An 18,116-nucleotide genomic window follows, 5' to 3' on the forward strand; every position below is an offset into this window, starting at 1 on the left:
TGATCTACTGCACTCCTCGGCCTATCCGGTAACGCTGCGCATGGGTGCATCGGACGCGGATGGACCCGTAACGGTGGCTTCGTCCCGCTCGACAACCCCGCTGTCACACGGACGGGACGGGGTCGGTCAAGTGAAGAAGCTCGAAGCGCACGAGGTGGCGCTCGCCAAGGTGTTCTCCAGCGACTACGAGTTCGTCGTCCCGGACTACCAGCGCCCCTACACCTGGGAGCCCGCGCAGGCGACGCAGCTGCTGGCCGACCTGGTCGAGGCGGTCGACCGGGACCCCGAGGACCCGTACTTCCTGGGGTCCGTGGTGCTCGTCAAGCGCCCGGACGAGCCGCTCGCCGAGGTCATCGACGGCCAGCAGCGGCTCACCACGTTGACCATCCTGCTGGCCGTGCTGCGGGAGCTGACCGAGGACCCGCGCGACGCGGACAACCTCGACATCCTCATCTGGGAGCCGGGCAACACCATCCTGGACCTGGACTCCCGCCCGCGGCTGCGCCTGCGTCCGAGGGACGAGGAGTTCTTCCGCAAGCACGTGCAGGCGCGAGGCGGGGTCGACCTGCTCCACCCGGAGGCCAAGTACCCCAACGACGCGCAGGCCCGCATCGCCGCGAACGCCCGCGCCCTGCGCGACGCCCTGGCCTCGTCCACGCCGGCCCAGCGACTGGCGCTGGCCAAGGCCGTGGTCCAGCGGACGTTCCTGGTCATGGTCTCCACCTCCGACCTGACCAGCGCCTACCGCATCTTCTCGGTGATGAACTCGCGCGGGGTGGAGCTCTCACCGGCCGACATCTTCAAGTCGCAGGTCATCGGGGCCCTGCCGGACCACGACAAGGCCCGCTACGCGGAGAAGTGGGAGGACCTGGAGGCGGACCTCGGGCGCGAGGCGTTCGCCGACCTGTTCTCGCACATCCGCATGGTGGTGCTGAAGTACCGGGCCCGGCAGCAGTTGCTCACCGAGTTCGGCGACCACGTCCTCAAGGGCTTCCTCGACGAGGGCAAGGCCGCGGTGTTCGTCGACGACGTGCTGGAGCCCTACGGGTCGGCCTACCGGGACATCCTCACCCGCGACCACCAGTCCCTGTCCCAGGCGACCGAGGTCAACGACTGGCTGCGCCGGTTGCACCTGCTCGACAACTTCGACTGGCAGGCGCCCGCGCTGTGGGCGTTGAAGACGCACCGCAACGACGGTTCCTGGCTGGTCGGGTTCCTGCGCCGGCTCGACCGCCTCGGCGCGTGGATGCTGGTGACCCGCTGCAACGCCCAGGCCCGCGGTCAGCGGATCGCGAAGCTCCTCCAGGAGCTGCAGGATGGGCTCGGCCTGGGTTCGCCCGCCCTCGACCTCGACGCCGACGAGCGGGCCGAGCTCCGGGCGAAGCTGGACGGCGACGTCTACCGCAGCGCCGCCGTGCGGAAGTACGTCCTGCTGCGGTTGAACGAGCTGGTCTCGGACCCGTTCGTGGCGCAGGACGTCAAGATCGTCACGGTCGAGCACGTGCTGCCGCAGAGCCCGTCGGCGGGCTGCGAGTGGCGCGAGGTCTTCACCGAGTCCGACCGGGAGCGGTGGACCCACCGGCTGGCGAACCTCGTCCTGCTCAGCCGGACCAAGAACTCGGCGGCGGGCAACCTCGACTTCGCCGCGAAGAGGGACAAGTACTTCGCGGGCGGCAAGTCGCCGAGCTACGGGCTGACCACGGAGGTGCTGCGGGAGGAGACCTGGACGCCCGACGTGCTCGACGCCCGGCAGGAGCGGCTGGTCGGCGCCCTCGCCGAGCACTGGGAGCTGCGCGTCAGCTGAAGTGGCGCCGCGTGTCGGCCACCAGGGACCTGAACACCACCGTGTTCATCCGGCGGTCGACCTTGACCGCGGGCTCGTAGGCGAACGTCCAGGTCAGCCGGCAGCCGTCGCCGGACCGCTCCACCAGGTAGTCCTCGCCGAAGCGCCGGTACACCGGCAGGTTCGCCCGGTCCACCAGGAACGACTGCCGCCGCCCCTCCTCCCAGCGCATGAAGTGCTCGTTGAGCCGCAGCACGCCCAGCACCGTCGCGGTCCGCGTCGTGCCCACGCCGAACGGGCGCGGGGAGGTGTACTCGACCGACGACAGCAGCCGGCACCACCACAGCGGGTTGGATGCGGTCAGACCCCGCCACACACGTTCGGGTGACACCGGCAGGTCCAGCACGTAGCTGTGACGCTGCGGCGCCGAGTCGAAGAAGTCCACGTCGAACGGCTCCAAGCGGGGCACGTCGTCCAGTGTGACGCCTGTGCGCCGGTTTCACCGCTTGCCCGCGCGATGGTGCCTCACCGGCTGAACCGCCACCCGCCGACGACCACCCAAAGCAGCAGTGGGTTGAGCCGGACGGGCGGACTCCCCGCTCGAACGTGTGGATCACCGCCGCCGGTCTTGGCCGCCATGCCCGCGCACTGGTTGCGTACACCCGGTACGTCCCGACGAGAGGTGCGAGCCGATGGCGCAGCCGTTCCAGCTGCCGGATTTCTACATGCCCTACCCGGCCCGGCTGAACCCCAACCTGGAGCGCGCGCGCACCCACACGAAGACGTGGGCGCACGGGATGGACATGATCGACGTCCCCCAGCACGGCACGGTCATCTGGACCGAGGAGGACCTCGACAACCACGACTACGCCCTGCTCTGCGCCTACACCCACCCCGACGCCTCGGCCGACGACCTCGACCTCGTCACCGACTGGTACGTGTGGGTCTTCTACTTCGACGACCACTTCGTCGAGCTCTACAAGCGCAACCCGGACGTGACGGGCGCCAAGGCCTACCTCGACCGGTTGCCGCTGTTCATGCCGGTCGACGGCGCGATCACCGCGGAACCGGCGAACCCGGTCGAGAAGGGCCTCGCCGACCTGTGGACGCGCACCGTCGGCAGCCACTCGGCGGACTGGCGCCGCCGGTTCGCCGACAACACCAAGCACCTGCTGGACGAGTCCATGTGGGAGCTGCTCAACATCTCCGAGGGCAGGCTCTCCAACCCGATCGAGTACGTCGAGATGCGCCGCAAGGTCGGCGGCGCGCCGTGGTCGGCGAACCTGGTCGAGCACGTCACCGGCCTGGAGGTGCCCGCCCGGATCGCCCTCAGCCGCCCGATGGGCGTCCTGCGCGACACGTTCGCCGACGCCGTGCACCTGCGCAACGACCTGTTCTCCTACGAGCGCGAGGTGCTCGACGAGGGCGAGCTGAGCAACGGCGTCCTGGTGCTGGAGAAGTTCCTGGACCTCCCGACCCAGGAGGCCGCCGAGGCGGTCAACGACCTGCTCACCTCCCGCCTGCACCAGTTCGAGCACACCGCCGTCACCGAGGTGCCGCTGCTGCTCGACGAGCACGCCGTCGACCCCGCCGGCCGCCTCGCCGTGCTGGCGTACGTGAAGGGCCTGCAGGACTGGCAGTCCGGCGGCCACGAGTGGCACGCCCGGTCCAGCCGCTACATGAACGAGGGCGCGGTCACCGCGAGCCCGGTGCTCGGCGGCCCCACCGGGCTGGGCACGAGCGCCCTCCGCGCGCTCATCGCGACCGCGCCGCAACGCCTGCGCAGCTTCAGCCACGTGCCGTTCGAGGAGGTGCCGCCGAGGCCCGAACCGGCGCTGGACATGCCGTTCGAGGTGGCGGTGAGCCCGCACTGGCACGACGCGCGGGAGAAGAGCGTCGCCTGGGCGCGCGAGATGGGCCTCTTCGACGACGTGCCCCGCGTGTGGACCGAGGGCAGGTTGCGCGACATGGACCTCGCGCTGTGCTCGGCGGGCATCGACCCGGACGCCACGCCGGAGCAGCTGGAGATCTCCGCGTTGTGGCTGACCTGGGGCACCTACGGCGACGACTACTACCCGGTCGTGTTCGGCCGCACGCCGGACCTGGCGGTCGCGAAGGCCGCCACCGACCGGCTCAAGCAGATGATGCCGCTGGAGGGCGCGTCGCCGTCGCCGACGACCCCGCTGGAACGCGGCCTCGCCGACGTCTGGCAGCGGACCACGGCTCCGATGCCGCCGGACAACCGGCGGCAGCTGCGCCACACGCTGGACCTGATGCTGGACAGCTGGTTGTGGGAGCTGAAGAACCAGCACGAGAACCGGGTGCCCGATCCCGTCGACTACGTGGAGATGCGCCGGCACACGTTCGGCTCGGAGCTGACGATGAGCCTGTCCCGGCTCGGCCACGGCAAGCTGGTGCCCGACGCCATCTACCGGACCCGCACGATACGCAACATCGAGAACTCGGCGATGGACTACGCCACCATCCTCAACGACCTCTTCTCGTACCGGAAGGAGATCCAGTTCGAGGGCGAGGTGCACAACATGGTGCTGGTGGTGCGCAACTTCCTCGACGTCGACCTGGACCGGGCGTGGGGCATCGCGACCGACCTGGCCAACGCGCGGCTGGCGCAGTTCCAGCACTCGGTGCGGGTCGAGCTGCCCGCGTTGTTCGAGGAGTTCCACCTCGAACCCGAGGCGCGCGAAGCGCTGCACGACTACGTCGGCGAGCTGCGGGACTGGCTGTCGGGCATCCTGCACTGGCACCGGGAGGTCGTGCGCTACCACGACGCCGACCTGGCCAAGCACTTCGGCGACCGGGAGCTCGGGTTCACGCCGCGGGCCCTGCGCGGCCCCACGGGCCTCGGCACGGCCTCGACCCGCCTCCTCGCGGCCAGGTGACGTCACACGTCGGAGGCGGCCGCCGGGTCGCCGCCGTGCGGGCACGGCTCCACTCCTGGCGATGCTCGGCCGCCGCGAGCACCCCGACCGCCACCACGGCCACCGCCGTCGGCACCGCGACACCGGCACGGAACCCGGCCTCGCCGCGGCCCGCCAGTCCCGCCGCCAGCGCCGCCACCGCCGGCCCGACCGTCGTGCCGACCATCCGCGCGGTCGCGCTCAGACCCGCCCCCGGTCCGGCACGGCAGCCCCCGCCCGTCACCGCGCAGCGACCGCCACCGCCACCGCCGGCAGCTTCATCAGGAACACCGGACGCCGGCCGAACGCGCCCGCCACCAGCCCGCCCAGCGGCGCGCCGGCCGGCCCGCCGACCGTCATGATCGTGACCACGTACCCGATCGCCCGCCCGCGCTGCTCCGGCGCCACCGCCGCGACCACGATCGGCATGTGCCCGGCCGGCACCAGTGACCCGGCCACGCCCTGCGACACCCGACCCACCACCAAGACCCAGAACGACGGCGCGACCGTCCGCCCGGTCCACCCACCGCCCGGCCGGGATCGCGACCGCCGCCATCGGCAGCGTGTAGGCCGGCAGCACCCACGCCGCGACCGTCATCTCGGTGGTGACCACCAGCATCGCCGTCGCCAACGCCACCACGGGCGATCAACGGGTCGTGACCTGCGCGTCCTCCGCCACGGCGGTGACGCTACGACCGCCCGCCGACCGGTCGAACCCGTCAGGTGACCGGTCGCCGGACGCGCACTCGTGCGGTCCGCGCACCGACCGGCCGCGCTATCGTCGAAGCCCCGGACACGAGGTGGCGACGTGGGCGACGACGAGCTCGGCTCCGAGGCGGCGGAGGACTCCCCGGTCGGGAGCGCCGACGACGAGCGGGACGAGCCGGTGTACCTCCCCCCCGGCGGGACGCGCCCGGCTCAGCCGCCTCCGCCGGCGCAGGCGGCGGCAGGCGCAGCCCCCGGTCGCCAGGCGGGCGGGACCGGGCAAGCGCGTCGCCGGCGTCAAGGTCACCAGGAACCCGGCGCGAGGTCCGCTGGACGGGCACGGGTCGGTCTACCTCTCCGCGGACGACCCCCGCGAGGTCATGGACGCGCTGGTCGCGCTGGGACTGGTGTTCGGCTTCACCGTGGTGCGCGTCGGCGAGCCGGAGATCGGCTCGTGGTTCCAGCGGCTGGGCCTGGTGTTCCGCCCGGGAGCCCGGGAGAAGCTCGCCGACCTCGCCGCCAAGGCCGAACGCGCGGCCGAGCTGCACGCCGTCCTGCAGGTGCGCTCGCAGAACGACGAGCGGGAGGCGAACGCGGTCGGCCGGCTGATCGAGGCGCTCGGCGCCACCGAGACGGCCGTCATCCAGATCAGCTCCATCATCGTGGTCAAGGCGGACGGCGTCATCGTCTCCAAGGTGCTCACCGAAGAGCAGGTGAAGCACCTCTCGCACAACCCGGACCTGCTCAAGGACCCGCGTGCCGTCCTCGACGCGCTCAAGCAGGGGTTCCCGACCGACGCCGGCGGCGGCCGCGCCGCGCTGGAGGCGGCGTCCGACCGCCGCGACGTCCACGGCGAGTGACCGGCGCGAGCCGACCCGGACGACCAGTCACCTGACAGATGCCCGTGCCCCGCCCCCGCTCCTAGCGTCGACACCGACACGACCCAGGGAGGGCACACCGTGATCAAGCTAGCGATCATCGTCGGCAGCACCCGGCGCGGCCGGTTCGCGCCGGTGGTGGCGAACTGGTTCGCCGACCGGGCCAAGCAGCGCGCCGACCTGAGCGTGGACGTGGTCGACCTGGACGACCTCGACCTGCCGGACCGGCTGCACGCCTTCGGCGAGGACCCGGCGCCGGAGGTCGCGCTGGTCTCGCCGCGCCTGCGTGACGCGGACGCGTTCGTCGTCGTCACACCCGAGTACAACCACAGCTTCCCCGCGCCGTTGAAGAGCGCCATCGACTGGCACTACACCGAGTGGCAGGCCAAACCGGTCGGGTTCGTCTCCTACGGCGGTGTCGGCGGCGGGTTGCGCGCGGTCGAGCAGCTTCGGCAGGTCTTCGCCGAGCTGCACGCGGTCACCGTGCGGGACACCGTCAGCTTCCACGGCGCGTGGTCCCGGTTCGACGAGGCGGGCGAGCCGGTCGACGCCGACGAGGTGGCCAAGGCCGCCACGGCCGTGCTCGACCAGGTGGTCTGGTGGGGGACGGCGCTCAAGGAGGCCCGCGCCAAGCGGCCTTACGGGGCCTGACGTGCGGGCCGTGCGGCTGCACGCGTTCGGCTCGGCCCTGCGGTGCGAGGAGGTCGAGGACCCGTCGCCGGGGTCGGGCCAGGTGCGGATCGCGGTGCGCGCGGCGGGCGTGCACCTGCTGGACGGGGTGGTCCGGCGTGGCGGTGACGGGTGCGTGCCGCTGCCGGACCTGCCCGCGGTGCTGGGTTCCGAGGTGGCCGGCGTGGTGGACGCGGTCGGTCGCGACGTGGACGAGTCGTGGCTGGGGCGGCGGGTGGTGACGCAGCTCGGCCTGCTCGGCGGGGGGTACGCCGAGCTGGCGGTGCGGGAGGTGGGCGCGCTGCACGTCGTCCCGGCCGGGCTCGACTTCCCGGCGGCCGTGGCGATGATCTGCACCGGGAGCACGGCGTTGGGCGTGCTGGACGCGGCGGCCCCCGCCCCGGACGACGTGGTGGTGGTGACGGCCGCCGCCGGCGGGGTCGGCACCCTGCTGGTGCAGGGCGCGGTCCGGGCGGGCGCGCTGGTGGTGGGCTTGGCGGGGTGCGAGGAGAAGCGGCGGGCCGCGTTGCGGGCGGGCGCGGCGGTGGCCGTCGACTACCTGGGGCGGGAGTGGCAGCGGCAGGTGCGCGAACGGCTCGGTGGACGGGAGGTGACGGCGGTGCTGGACGGTGTCGGGGGTGTGCTGGGCCGGGCCGCCGCGGACCTGCTCGCGCCGGGCGGGCGGGTGGTGATGTTCGGCTCGTCGTCGGGCGCGCCGGCCCACCTGACCTCGGCCGACCTGTTCGCCCGCGCCCTGACCGCGACCGTCGCCCTCGGACCGCAGGTGGCGAAGCGGTCGGGCGGGCTGCGCGCGCTGGAGACCCGCGCCCTGGCCGTCGCCGCCGACCACGGGCTGACCCCGTCCATCCAACCGTTCCCGCTGGCCGACGCCGGGCGGGCGCACGAGGCGATGGAGAGCAGGCACACGGTCGGCAAGGTCGTCCTGCTCCCGGCCGCCGGCTAGGGTCGTGACCATGCTGCACGGCAGGTCCGCCGAACTGGCCGCGGTGGACACCCTGCTCTCCGCCGCCCGCGCCGGGCAGAGCGGCGTGCTCGTGCTGCGCGGCGAGGCGGGCATCGGCAAGTCCGCCCTCCTGGCCCACGCCGCCACCCGGGCCACCTCGCCCACCCCGGAACTGTCGTACCCCTTCGGCACAATGAAATCAGGGGACCCCCTGCCGGGTACCCCTGCGCAGCCACCGCCCGCCCCGGCCGGGACCGACCACCGCCCGGCCGCCGGCAACCAAGCCCTGGCCGGCGGCAACCAAGCCCTGGCCGACGGCAACCGCGCCCCGGCCGGCGGACATCGCAGCGCGGCCGACGCCGGGTTCCTGGTCCTGCGCGGCACCGCGGTGGAGTCCGAGTCGGTGGTGCCGTTCGCCGGGTTGAACCTGCTCCTCGGCCCCGTCGTGCACCGCCTCGACGCCCTCCCGCCCAACCAGGCCACCGCACTGCGCGCCGCCCTCGGCCTCGCCGCGCCCGAAGGCGGCGACCACCACCTCGTCGGCCTGGCCGTGCTCACCCTCCTGGCCGACCTCGCCGACCGCAACCCCGTCCTCTGCCTGGTCGACGACGCGCACTGGCTGGACCAGGGCTCGGCGCAGGCGCTGGTCTTCGCCGCCCGCCGCCTCCAGGCCGAGGGCATCGCGCTGGTCTTCGCCGCCCGTGACCTGCACGCGCCGCCGTTCCCCGCGCCCGGCCTGCCCGAGCTGCGCCTCACCGGCCTCACCCCCGAGCACGCCGCCGCCCTCCTCGAAGAGCACGCCGCCGACCTGCCGCGCCACGTCCGCGACCAGATCGCCGAGGAAGCCCGCGGCAACCCGTTGGCGCTGCTGGAACTCCCCGCCGCCCAACGCGAAGGCCACCTGCCCGCCGCCCACGCCTACCGCGTCGCCGCCCTGCCCACCCACAGCCGCATCCAGCAGACCTTCGCCGACCGCATCGGCACGCTCCCCGAGCGCACCCGAACCCTCCTGCTGGTCGCCGCCGCCGACGACACCGGCGACCCGACCGTCGTGTTCGAGGCCGCCGGTCTGCTCGGCGCGTCCGTCGACGACCTCGAAGCCGCCGAACAACGCCAACTCCTGCGCTCCGACGACGGCCGGCTGACCTTCCGCCACCCCCTGATCCGCGCCGCCGCCTACCAGAGCGCCCCGCTCAAGCAGCGCCTCACCGTCCACAGGGCACTGGCCGACGTGCTGCCCGACGCCCACCGCAGCGCCTGGCACCTGGCCGCCGCCACCACCGCGCCCGACGAGGACGTCGCCCGAGCCCTCGCCCGCACCGCCGAGGACGCCCGCGAGCGGGGCGGTTACGTCGCCGTCGCCGCCGCCTACCAGCGCGCCGCCGAACTCACCCCGGACCCCGTCGAACGCGGCCACCGGTTGGCGTCGGCGGCGGGCGCGGCCGGTGCGGCGGGCCAGTTCGACCGCGCGGTCGTGCTCGCCGACCAGGCGTGGCACCTGGTGGGCAACCCGGTGGACGGCGCGCGGGTCGCCCGCATCCAGGCGCGGCTGGCCAGTGAGCAGGGACGGTCGGCGGAGGCCGCGGTGCAGCTCGCCCGCGCCGTGCGGTGCGCCGAGCACACGGACCGGGAACTGGCGGGGGAGCTGCTGTTCCACGCCGCCAACAACGCGTGGGCCGGCCGCGACCTGGACCTGTTGAAAGACATCGCGGCCCGCGCCGGGGACCTGCCCGGCGCCGACGACACCCGGCGGGTCGCCACCGCCGCCCTGGGCCTGGACGGCGCCGACGTCCCCGGCGGCATGGCGGCGTTGCGCGAACTGCTCGACTCCCCGTACGTCGGCGGGCCCGGCAACGCGGTCACCGCCTGGTGGAACCTCGTCCTCGGCGACGACCGGGCGGCCTACGCGTGGGCGTTCGACCTGGAACGCCAGTCCCGCGCCCAAGGCGCCCTCGGCGTGCTGCCCCGGGCCCTCGCCTACCTGGCCCGCGGCCGGCTGCACCTGGGCCGGCACCGCGACGCGCGGGCCACCGCCGAGGAGGGGCTGCGCATCGCCGCGGACATCGGCCAGGAGTTCAGCGTCGGCTTCCTGTCCGCCGTGCTCGCCGAGCTGGCCGCCGTCGAAGGCGACGCGGCCAGGTGCGAGGAGCTGGTGGCGACGCTGGTCGACGGCGCGCCCCAGTCCGTGCGGGCCGCGTGCGCGTCGGCGCTGCTCGACCTCGGACTCGGCCGGCACGAGGCCGTGCTGGACCGGTTGGCCGACGTCGCCGCGGGCGCGCACCGGCTCTACTCCGTCACCAGCCTGCCCGACCTGGTCGAGGCGTCCGCCCGGCTGGGCAAGCCGGACGCGAACGCCGCCCGCTGGTTCGACGAGTGGGCCTCGGGCACCGGCCGGCCGTGGGCTCGGGCCGTCTCCGCGCGGTGCCGCGCCCTGCTCACCGACGACGAGCGGTGGTACGTGAAGGCCGTCGACCTGCACCGCGTCGACGACAGCCGCCCGTTCGAACGCGCCCGCACCGAGCTGCTGTACGGGGAGTGGCTGCGCCGGGCCCGCCGCAAGGCCGACGCCCGCACCCACCTGCGGTCGGCGTCGGAGGTGTTCGAACGGCTGGGCGCGACACCGTGGGCCGCCCGCGCCCGCACCGAGCTGCGCGCCACCGGCGAGAGCCGGGCCGTGCCGGGACCGGACCCGCTCAGCGCCCTCACCCCGCAGGAGTTGCAGGTCGTGCGGCTGGCGGCCGAGGGACTGAGCAACCGGGACATCGGCGCGCAGCTGTTCCTGAGCCCGCGCACGGTCGGTTACCACCTCTACAAGGCGTACCCGAAGCTCGGCGTCGCGTCGCGCGTGGAACTCGGCAAACTCGCCCTCACCTGACCCGCGCGTGTCCTACGTCCAGAACACCCGTGTCCTACGTTCGGAACACCCGAGTTGAACGCTCAGAACACGACCCGGGCGGCCGAGACCGGTCGTCGCGCCACCGGGAACGTCCGCGCGGACGCCGTGTTCACGCTCCACCGGTACCGGCTGAACTCGCCGGTCGCGTCGGACGCGTAGAACATCATGTGCCCGTACCCGGCGCCGTCCGTCGCCGCGGTGGCGTTGAAGATCCGGTTGTCCGGGAACCGGAAGTAGTTGCCCACCCCGTACACGCCGTGCGGCTCGGACGTGCAGTCCACGACCTCCACCGCGTACTGCGTCTCGCCGCGGAAGTTCAGCCCGCGGGTCGGCGCGGTGTACACGCCCTTCACCGAACGCACCATCACCACGTGACCGGTGTTGGTGTCCTGGTCGTTGCGGTAGTCGATGGCGATCACGTCACCCGGACGAAGGTCCGCCACCCTGGTGACGCGTTCGAAGTGCGGGATCTCCCGCTCCGCGAACGCCGCCCGGTAGTCCCGCGCGAACGGGCTCGCCACGCCGAAGTGGGCGCTGAAGAACCGCGGCGTCGCCCACTTGTACGTCCGCTTCAGCACGGCGGTCAGGAACGACGCGCACTGGCTCTGGTTGACCCATCCGGACGCGTCGCCGGGCGAACCCCACCGGACCACGTTCGGCTGGTCCGGCTCCTTGTAGGTGTTGTTGGCCAACGGGCACGTCGGCAACGACAGGTAGCCGACCAGCTGCTCGGCTTCCAGCAGGTGCGGTGTGGACGGCCGGTGTGGACGCGGCGCCCGGGCCGGCGCGGCGGTCGTCCCGGGGGTCGCGGCCACGGCGGTTCCCCCGGAGAACGATCTGCGCGACAGGTCCATCGTGCGACTCCCCCTTCGATGCGGGCCCGCACACCGTAGTCGAAGGGGATGAGCCGCACGTGGTGGTTCAGCGCGCGTAGACCAGCAGAACGGTGGTCAGCACGGTGCAGAGGGCGAGCATCGTGGCGATCCCGGTCATCGCCGCGCCGGCCGACAGCAGGACCCGGGTGAGCATGCCGAGCACTCGGCGCAGGAGCTTGGTCAGACCCATGACCAGCGTCAACGCGCCGATCATGACCACCACCACGAGCGGCGTCCACTCGGTGGCCTCGGAAGTTCGGGCTAACGCGGTGAGCATGTTCATGATGACCCCCGGATGGCTTCCTGGGTGAACTTCACCTCTACTCACTGAAGTTGACTGAACCTCAGTAATATGAGAGTAAGTGGGGTGTACTCGACTGACAAGCCCCTGATAGGGGTATCCGCTCGTCACTTTTCTCCGCAATAGTGTATGTTCCACGCTTCAGCTATCACGCTGAAGTTCACTGAAGGGCGCGCGGTCGTGGTCGTTGCGGATGACTCCCACTCGCTGTCGCACCGCCTTCGGGCGCTGCGCGAGGAGCAGTGGCCCGACGTGGTCATCACGCAGAGCGACCTCGCGCAGGCGTTCAGCGCCGACAAGCCGGCCAGCGTGCCGCTGCTGTCGTCGTGGGAGAGCCGCGGCAAGCCCAAGACGCCACCGCTGAACCGCCTCGCCGCCTACGCCACCTTCTTCGCCACCGAGCGCTCCGTGGCCACCCGCCCGTACCGGCTGATCCCGGTGGACGAGCTGACCCCCGAGGAGCTGCGCCGCCGCGAGGAGCTGCTGCGCGAACTGGTCGCGCTGCGCGCCGCCGTCGACCGCGAAGACGGCACGACCCCCGCCCAGGACCGCGCCGACCGGGGCTTCTGGTACTTCGACGACCGGCACGACATCACCATCGTCGTCGCCCAGCTCCCGGCCGACATGCGGGCGGCCATGCCCTACTCCGACCCCACGCAGCCGGACTACGTCGAGCTCTACACCTACGCCGACCTCGACGCCCTCATCGAGCTGCACGGCCACATCCGCGCGCTCAACCCCCGCAGCCAGGTCAACTTCCGCATCGCCTCGAACCTGGCGCCCGACGACTACACCACGCACCTCGTGCTGCTCGGCGGCGTCGACTGGAACCTCGTCACCCGCGAACTGCTCGACCGCGTCGACCTCCCGATCACCCAGGTCGCCCGGCACGACGAGGCCGAAGCGGGCGGTTTCGTGGTGCGCGACGGCGAAGGCCACGAGCGGCTCTTCGCGCCCAAGCTCGGCAACTCCCGCGGCCACGAGGTCCTGATCGAGGACGTCGGCCACTTCTACCGCGGCACCAACCCGTTCAACCACAAGCGGACGGTGACGATCTGCAACGGCCAGTACGGCAGGGGCACCCTCGGTGTCGTGCGGGCCCTCACCGACGGCAGGTTCCGCGACCGCAACGCGGAGTACCTGAGCCGGCGGTTCCCGGACATGGCCTCTTACAGCGTCCTCACCAGGGTGATGGTCGTGAACGGCCAGGTGGTCACACCGGACTGGAACCTGCCGGAGTTCCGCCTCTTCGAATGGCCGGAGGGCCAGAGTTGAACGTCGCAGGCCCCGTGCTCGCCCCCGCCAGGGTGGCCCCGGCGCCGGTCGGGCGTCCCCGGTCGGCGAACCACCACGGTTCCCACCGCCACCTGCTGACCAAGGACGCGTTCGCCGTCCCGGCCGAGGTGAACGCGATCATCGTGCCGACCGCGCGACCCACCAGGTACCTGGAGCACGTCGTCGCGCTCGCCGGCCACCATCGCTGCACGCTGGTGGTGCTGTGCAGCCACCACGCGTCGGCGGTCGCCGCCACGGCGCTTGCGGAACGAGGCGGTGTCGAGGTCGTCGCCATCGACGTCGCCGACGTGCCCCGCAGGCTCCTGCCGCAGTTCGAGACCACGGCGATGCTGCGCGGCGGTCGATTCGACCGCCGCACCGACACCAGCCTCAAGCGCAACCTGGGGTTGCTGGTGGCCGCCGTGTCAGGCTGGGAACGGGTCGTCTACGTGGACGACGACGTGGTGATCCCGCGGCCGGACGACCTGGGCACCGCGGTGGGCCTGTTGGACACGTTCACCGGCGTCGGCCTCTCGGTCGGCGGCTACCCCGACAACTCGGTGGTCTGCCACGCCTACCGTGAGGCGGGCGGCGACCAGGACACGTTCATCGGCACGGGCGCGCTGGCAGTCGGCCGCGAGTCGTTCGCCTCGTTCTTCCCCAACATCTACAACGAGGACTGGTTCTTCCTGCTCGGCGAGACCGGGCTCGCGCCGTCCGCGGTCACGGGTCAGGCGCTGCAGAAGCCGTACGACCCGTACCGGGACACCATGCGTGCCCGCACCGAGGAGCTGGGTGACTGCCTCGCCGAAGGGCTGTTCGGCCTGCTCGACGCCGGACGCGGCCTGACCGAGGCCGACGCCGGGTACTGGCGGTGGTTCCTGGGCCGACGTCGGCGGTTCATCGAAGAGGTCATCGGCATGGTGGTGGACACCCAGCCGGACGGCCCGGCCAAGGACAGGATGATCGCCGCCCTCAAGGCCGCCGGTGGTCGCAACCGCCTCATCGAGCCACAGCTCTGCGTGGACTACCTCACGGCGTGGCGCGCCGACCGCGAGGTGTGGCGCGACCACGTCGAGGACGCGTGCCGCAGCCACGGCGACCGTCCCGTGCCGGCCCTGCTGACCGAGCTGGGTCTGCCGCACCACTACCGCCCGGGCGCCACCACTGCACCTGAAACGAGGGCGCGGTACCCGGTCGTCGCTCCCTGAGCCACCACAACGCCGCCGCTGGTCAACCGATCAGGCGATCCAGTCGACGACGGACCTCCACTGCCTCGGGTGCGCCGAGCTCAAGGTAGATATCCAGGGCGAGACCCCACCGGTCCCGAGCCCTGGCCACGTCACGCGACGCTTCGTGTGCGTTTGCGAAGCCCTCGTGCGCCTGGGCCTGCTCATGGCGATCACCGATGTCCAGGGCGATGGCGAGTGCCTGTTCGTGGCACGCCAGCACCTCGTCGGTCATCCCCGTGCGGCGCAGCGCGTTGCCGAGTCCGTTGAGCGCCTCGGCCTCCAGCGCGCGATCGCGGGTGGCGCGAGCGAGTTCGAGCGCCTCCTGGTGGTAGCCCTTGGCCTCGAGGTTGCGCTCCAGGTGCTGGAACGCCACGCCGATGTCGTTGAGCACATAACCGATCCGCGGTCGGTCGTTGGCCTTCCGGAACAGCGCCAGTGCGCGTTGCATGTGTTCGACGGACTCCTCGTGGCGCCCCAACCGGTCGAGGACCAGCCCCATGTTGTTGAGCACCTGACCCTGACCCGTGCGGTCGCCCACTTCCTCGAACAGGCGCAGAGCGGCCGAGTCGCAGGCCAAGGCTTCGTCCTGGCGCCCGAGAAGCATGTGCACGTGGCCCAGGTCCGCCAGCGCCAACGCCTCCACGAGCGGACTACCCGCCTGCCGCAGCACCGTGATCGCCCGCGTCAAGTGGTCCTGAGCTTCCAGGTAGCGACCCAAGCGCTGGTACACGACGCCGAGGTTGTGCGACGCCCGACCCTCGGACACCTTGTCACCCCGCTGTCGGGCCGCGGTCACGGCAAGGGAGTGCAGCGTGACGGCGTCGTCGAAGTGGCCGTGGACGTCGAGGAACCGGTAGAGAGTGGCGGACAGCGATGTCGCGTAGGTCGTCCAGGTGGTGTGGGCCGCCACTGCGGCGAGCGTGGCACGCTCAGTCTCCAGCCAACGCACGGCTTGGGCGTCGTCCACGAGGTTGGCGGGCGATTCGCTGTCCGTCGGGAACTTCGGCCTGCGGTCGTGCTCCTGGGGGAAGAGGATGTCCATCGCCTGCGACGCGGTGCGCAGGAAGAAGTTGAACAACCGGCCCGACGCCGCGTGCCGTGACTCCTCGGGCTCCTCCTGGGACGCGAGGTCGGCCGCGTAGACGCGCAACAGGTCGTGCATCTGGTACCGACCGGTCGTGGTGCGTTCCAGCAGGTGTGCGCGAACCAGCGAGTCGAGGAGCCGACGCCCCCGTGCCGCCGGGGTCTGGAACAGGACCGCGGCGCTGACCGGGTCGAAGTCCCGTCCGGGGTGCAGGCCGAGTAGGCGGAACGCGCGGGACTGCTCGGGGTCGAGGTTCCGGTAGGACCAGGACAGCACCGCCCGCACCGCCGTGTACGGGTCGTCCCCGGCGTCGAGCATGTCGAGCCTGCCCTGCTCGTCCGCGAGTTCGCGGACGAGTTCGGCGAGCGTCGCCTGGGGGTTGTCGGTGACGAGGTCGGCGGCGATCCGGAGGGCCAGCGGCAGGCGGGCGCAGTGCCGGACGAGGGAGTCGACGGCCTCCGGCTCGGTGTCGACGCGAGGACCGATCAGCATGCGCAGCAGGTACCTCGCCTGGTCGTGAGGCAGGAGATCGAGGTTCACCCGGCGGGCGCCGTCCCGGGAGACGAGGCCCGGCAGGGCGTCACGGCTGGTCACGAGCACCAGGCACGAGGATGTGCCAGGCAGCAGGGGCCGGACCTGGTCGGCGGAACGCGCGTTGTCGAGCACGATCAGCATCCGACGACCGGCGGCGAGGCTGCGGAACCGGGCCGCCCGCTCGTCCAGGTCGTGAGGGATGTCGGTGTTCGGCACGCCCAACGACCGCAGGAGACTCGCGAGTGCCGCGGCGGGCGGCACCGGTTCATCCGGGCCGTAACCGCGCAGGTTGAGGTAGAGCTGACCGTCGGGAAACCGGTCACTGACCCGATGTGCCCAGTGCGTGGCGAAGGCCGTCTTTCCCACCCCGGCCGTGCCGGATACCGCCGAGATCACCACTGCCGCCGTGGACGACGTCTCCTCCGTGGACGCGAGCATCAGGTCCATCTCGGCGAGTTGCTGCACTCGATCGGTGAACGCGTGCACGTCCGGCGGCAGTTCGTGGGGCGGGGGTATCGGACTGGTCCGGGTGGTGTGCAGGTGTACACCACCCGCGATCGACGCGGCCTGCACGACGGCTCCGGCCGCCCCCGACACGTCGTTGGTCTTGTCGCCTCGGCGCTCGTCCGACACTCGCGACCTCCGTCCTGTTCTCCGGAGCGTATCGACGGTGCCACAACCGGAATCCGCCCAACAGCGGCCACGTTCCGGGGAACTCCGCGAGTCACCTCGACGTTGACCCGTGCACAAGTCCTGGTTCGGCGCGGAACCGACCCTTCGAGTGGGCGGAGGGCCGGTTGAGCCACCCGGCGACAGCGATCTCGAGCCAGCACGGCTCGCACAGCAGACTCCTCGTCACGGTTGACGTCGCGGACTCCCCGCCCGGTGCGGTGGACGCGATCATCGTGCCCACCAGCAGACCTTGGCGGTACCTCTGCGCGGCGATCGACACGGCGGCGGTGCTCGGTCGACCGCTCCTCGTGTTGTGCAGCGGCGAAGCATCACCCCACCGAACCGTGAAGCTGGCCCGCACCAGGGGCGTCGAGATGCTGCTGGTCGACGTCGGCGCGCTGCCCGCCTCGCTGATGCCCCGCCTGTCGGCGACCGCGAAGGTGCTCAGCTCCACGGAGTTCCTGCGGCACACCGACACCAGCTTCAAGCGCAACCTCGGCCTGCTCGTGTCCCGGGTGGTCGGCTGGGAGCGGGTGGCGTTCCTCGACGACGACATCACCGTGCCGACCCCGTCGGACCTCGACGCGGCGGCCGGCCTGGTCTCGGAGGGCTACGCCGCCGTCGGGCTGGAGGTCGGCGGCTTCCCGGACAACTCGGTGGTCTGCCACGCGCACCGCGAGACGGGCGGCGACCAGGGCACGTTCATCGGCGGCGGCGCGCTGGTGATCGGCCGCGAGTCGATGACCTCGTTCTTCCCGACGATCTACAACGAGGACTGGTTCTTCCTGCTCGACGACGCGGGCCTGCGCCGGTCGGCGATCACCGGCCGGGTGGAGCAGAAGCCGTACGACCCGTTCGCCAACGAGTCGCGGGCGCAGATGGAGGAGTTCGGCGACTGCCTCGCCGAGGGGGTGTTCGCGCTGCTGGACGACGACGGCGGTCGAGGCGGCGGCGGACGAGGGCTACTGGTCGGACTTCCTGCACGGCCGGATGGCCCTGATCGACAGCATCCTCGACCGCATCAGGTCACGGGGACGGCGCGACGACGAGGCGCTGCGCATGGAGATCGCCCTGCGCGCCGCGCGCAAGCGTTGCGAGGCCATCCCGCCGTCGCTGTGCGTGCGGTACCTGAAGGCGCTCGCCCAGGACCGCCGCACGTGGGCGGCGCACGTCGCGACCTTCCCGCAGGGCGCGGTCGACCTGCGGGGCGCGGTCACGGCGTTGGGGTTGGCCGGGCACGCCACGTACGTCACCCGCTGACCGCCGGCCCTCCCATGTGGCGGAACGCTCAGTCCGCGGCCCGCGCCGGCGATTAGGCTCGCCTGCTGGG

The 18,116-nt window shown here is 72.2% G+C and carries 14 protein-coding genes; 9 read left to right on the forward strand and 5 right to left on the reverse strand.

Going from position 1 to position 18,116, the window contains the following annotated elements; genetic code table 11:
* The first annotated feature begins 130 nt into the window (after window positions 1-130).
* Complete coding sequence (locus tag IOD16_RS02715; RefSeq protein WP_201438752.1) at window positions 131-1,804, forward strand: DUF262 domain-containing protein; 1,674 nt, start codon at window positions 131-133, stop codon at window positions 1,802-1,804.
* On the opposite strand, the gene IOD16_RS02720 is transcribed toward IOD16_RS02715, so the two are convergent.
* A complete protein-coding gene (locus IOD16_RS02720) occupies window positions 1,797-2,252 on the reverse strand; it encodes an SRPBCC family protein (RefSeq protein WP_201438753.1) in 456 nt (151 codons plus the stop codon). The genes IOD16_RS02715 and IOD16_RS02720 overlap by 8 nt on opposite strands.
* Before the next feature lie 223 nt (window positions 2,253-2,475).
* On the opposite strand from IOD16_RS02720, the gene IOD16_RS02725 reads away from it, so the two are divergent.
* Window positions 2,476-4,683, forward strand: a complete 2,208-nt coding sequence (locus tag IOD16_RS02725; protein ID WP_201438754.1) for a terpene synthase family protein — start codon at window positions 2,476-2,478, stop codon at window positions 4,681-4,683.
* Between the two features lie 258 nt (window positions 4,684-4,941).
* Here IOD16_RS02725 and IOD16_RS39890 read toward each other — a convergent pair whose 3' ends face one another.
* Complete coding sequence (locus IOD16_RS39890) at window positions 4,942-5,172, reverse strand: MFS transporter (RefSeq protein WP_236594704.1); 231 nt, start codon at window positions 5,170-5,172, stop codon at window positions 4,942-4,944.
* Between the two features lie 614 nt (window positions 5,173-5,786).
* On the opposite strand from IOD16_RS39890, the gene IOD16_RS02735 reads away from it, so the two are divergent.
* The 4 genes from IOD16_RS02735 (at window position 5,787) to IOD16_RS40835 (ending at window position 10,792) form a co-directional block, all read left to right on the forward strand.
* Window positions 5,787-6,266 carry a hypothetical protein gene (locus IOD16_RS02735; protein WP_201438755.1) on the forward strand — a complete coding sequence of 160 codons (480 nt, stop codon included), beginning with the start codon at window positions 5,787-5,789 and terminating at the stop codon, window positions 6,264-6,266.
* Window positions 6,267-6,365: 99 nt separating this feature from the next.
* Window positions 6,366-6,935 carry an NADPH-dependent FMN reductase gene (locus IOD16_RS02740; protein ID WP_236594705.1) on the forward strand — a complete coding sequence of 190 codons (570 nt, stop codon included), beginning with the start codon at window positions 6,366-6,368 and terminating at the stop codon, window positions 6,933-6,935.
* 1 nt (window position 6,936) lies between these two features.
* Window positions 6,937-7,917, forward strand: coding sequence for a zinc-binding dehydrogenase (locus IOD16_RS02745; RefSeq protein ID WP_201438756.1), 981 nt, complete (start codon window positions 6,937-6,939; stop codon window positions 7,915-7,917).
* 10 nt (window positions 7,918-7,927) lie between these two features.
* On the forward strand, window positions 7,928-10,792 hold the full coding sequence (locus tag IOD16_RS40835) for a helix-turn-helix transcriptional regulator (RefSeq protein WP_268957673.1): 2,865 nt from the start codon (window positions 7,928-7,930) through the stop codon (window positions 10,790-10,792).
* Window positions 10,793-10,854: 62 nt separating this feature from the next.
* Here the strand turns inward: IOD16_RS40835 and IOD16_RS02760 are convergent, their stop codons facing one another.
* Both IOD16_RS02760 and IOD16_RS02765 read right to left on the reverse strand, forming a co-directional pair.
* The gene (locus IOD16_RS02760) at window positions 10,855-11,628 is read right to left on the reverse strand and encodes a hypothetical protein (protein ID WP_236594706.1); all 774 of its coding nucleotides are present in this window, start codon (window positions 11,626-11,628) and stop codon (window positions 10,855-10,857) included.
* A 106-nt stretch (window positions 11,629-11,734) separates the two neighbouring features.
* Entirely contained in the window at window positions 11,735-11,965 is a 231-nt protein-coding gene (locus IOD16_RS02765; RefSeq protein ID WP_201438758.1) for a hypothetical protein, read from the reverse strand.
* Between the two features lie 204 nt (window positions 11,966-12,169).
* Between IOD16_RS02765 and IOD16_RS02770 the strand changes: the two genes are divergently transcribed.
* Window positions 12,170-13,264, forward strand: a complete 1,095-nt coding sequence (locus tag IOD16_RS02770; RefSeq protein ID WP_201438759.1) for an XRE family transcriptional regulator — start codon at window positions 12,170-12,172, stop codon at window positions 13,262-13,264.
* The gene (locus IOD16_RS02775; protein ID WP_201438760.1) at window positions 13,261-14,475 is read left to right on the forward strand and encodes a hypothetical protein; all 1,215 of its coding nucleotides are present in this window, start codon (window positions 13,261-13,263) and stop codon (window positions 14,473-14,475) included. The genes IOD16_RS02770 and IOD16_RS02775 overlap by 4 nt, the downstream gene beginning before the upstream one ends.
* Window positions 14,476-14,497: 22 nt before the next feature.
* On the opposite strand, the gene IOD16_RS02780 is transcribed toward IOD16_RS02775, so the two are convergent.
* The gene (locus tag IOD16_RS02780) at window positions 14,498-16,747 is read right to left on the reverse strand and encodes an ATP-binding protein (protein ID WP_201438761.1); all 2,250 of its coding nucleotides are present in this window, start codon (window positions 16,745-16,747) and stop codon (window positions 14,498-14,500) included.
* 257 nt (window positions 16,748-17,004) lie between these two features.
* Here IOD16_RS02780 and IOD16_RS02785 point away from each other — a divergent pair, with 257 nt between their 5' ends.
* Window positions 17,005-18,102, forward strand: coding sequence for a hypothetical protein (locus tag IOD16_RS02785; protein WP_201438762.1), 1,098 nt, complete (start codon window positions 17,005-17,007; stop codon window positions 18,100-18,102).
* Window positions 18,103-18,116 lie beyond the last annotated feature (14 nt).

Origin of the sequence: Saccharothrix sp. 6-C, assembly GCF_016695385.1 — a bacterium.
In the GTDB taxonomy this organism is placed as follows: Bacteria; Actinomycetota; Actinomycetes; order Mycobacteriales; family Pseudonocardiaceae; genus Actinosynnema; species Actinosynnema texasense.

Excerpts from the sequence above, each read along its gene's own strand:
- IOD16_RS02725 (WP_201438754.1), top strand. The coding sequence starts at position 2,476 with ATGGCGCAGCCGTTCCAGCTGCCGGATTTCTACATGCCCTACCCGGCC.
- IOD16_RS02735 (WP_201438755.1), top strand. The coding sequence starts at position 5,787 with ATGGACGCGCTGGTCGCGCTGGGACTGGTGTTCGGCTTCACCGTGGTG.
- IOD16_RS02765 (WP_201438758.1), bottom strand. The coding sequence starts at position 11,965 with ATGCTCACCGCGTTAGCCCGAACTTCCGAGGCCACCGAGTGGACGCCG.
- IOD16_RS40835 (WP_268957673.1), top strand. The coding sequence starts at position 7,928 with ATGCTGCACGGCAGGTCCGCCGAACTGGCCGCGGTGGACACCCTGCTC.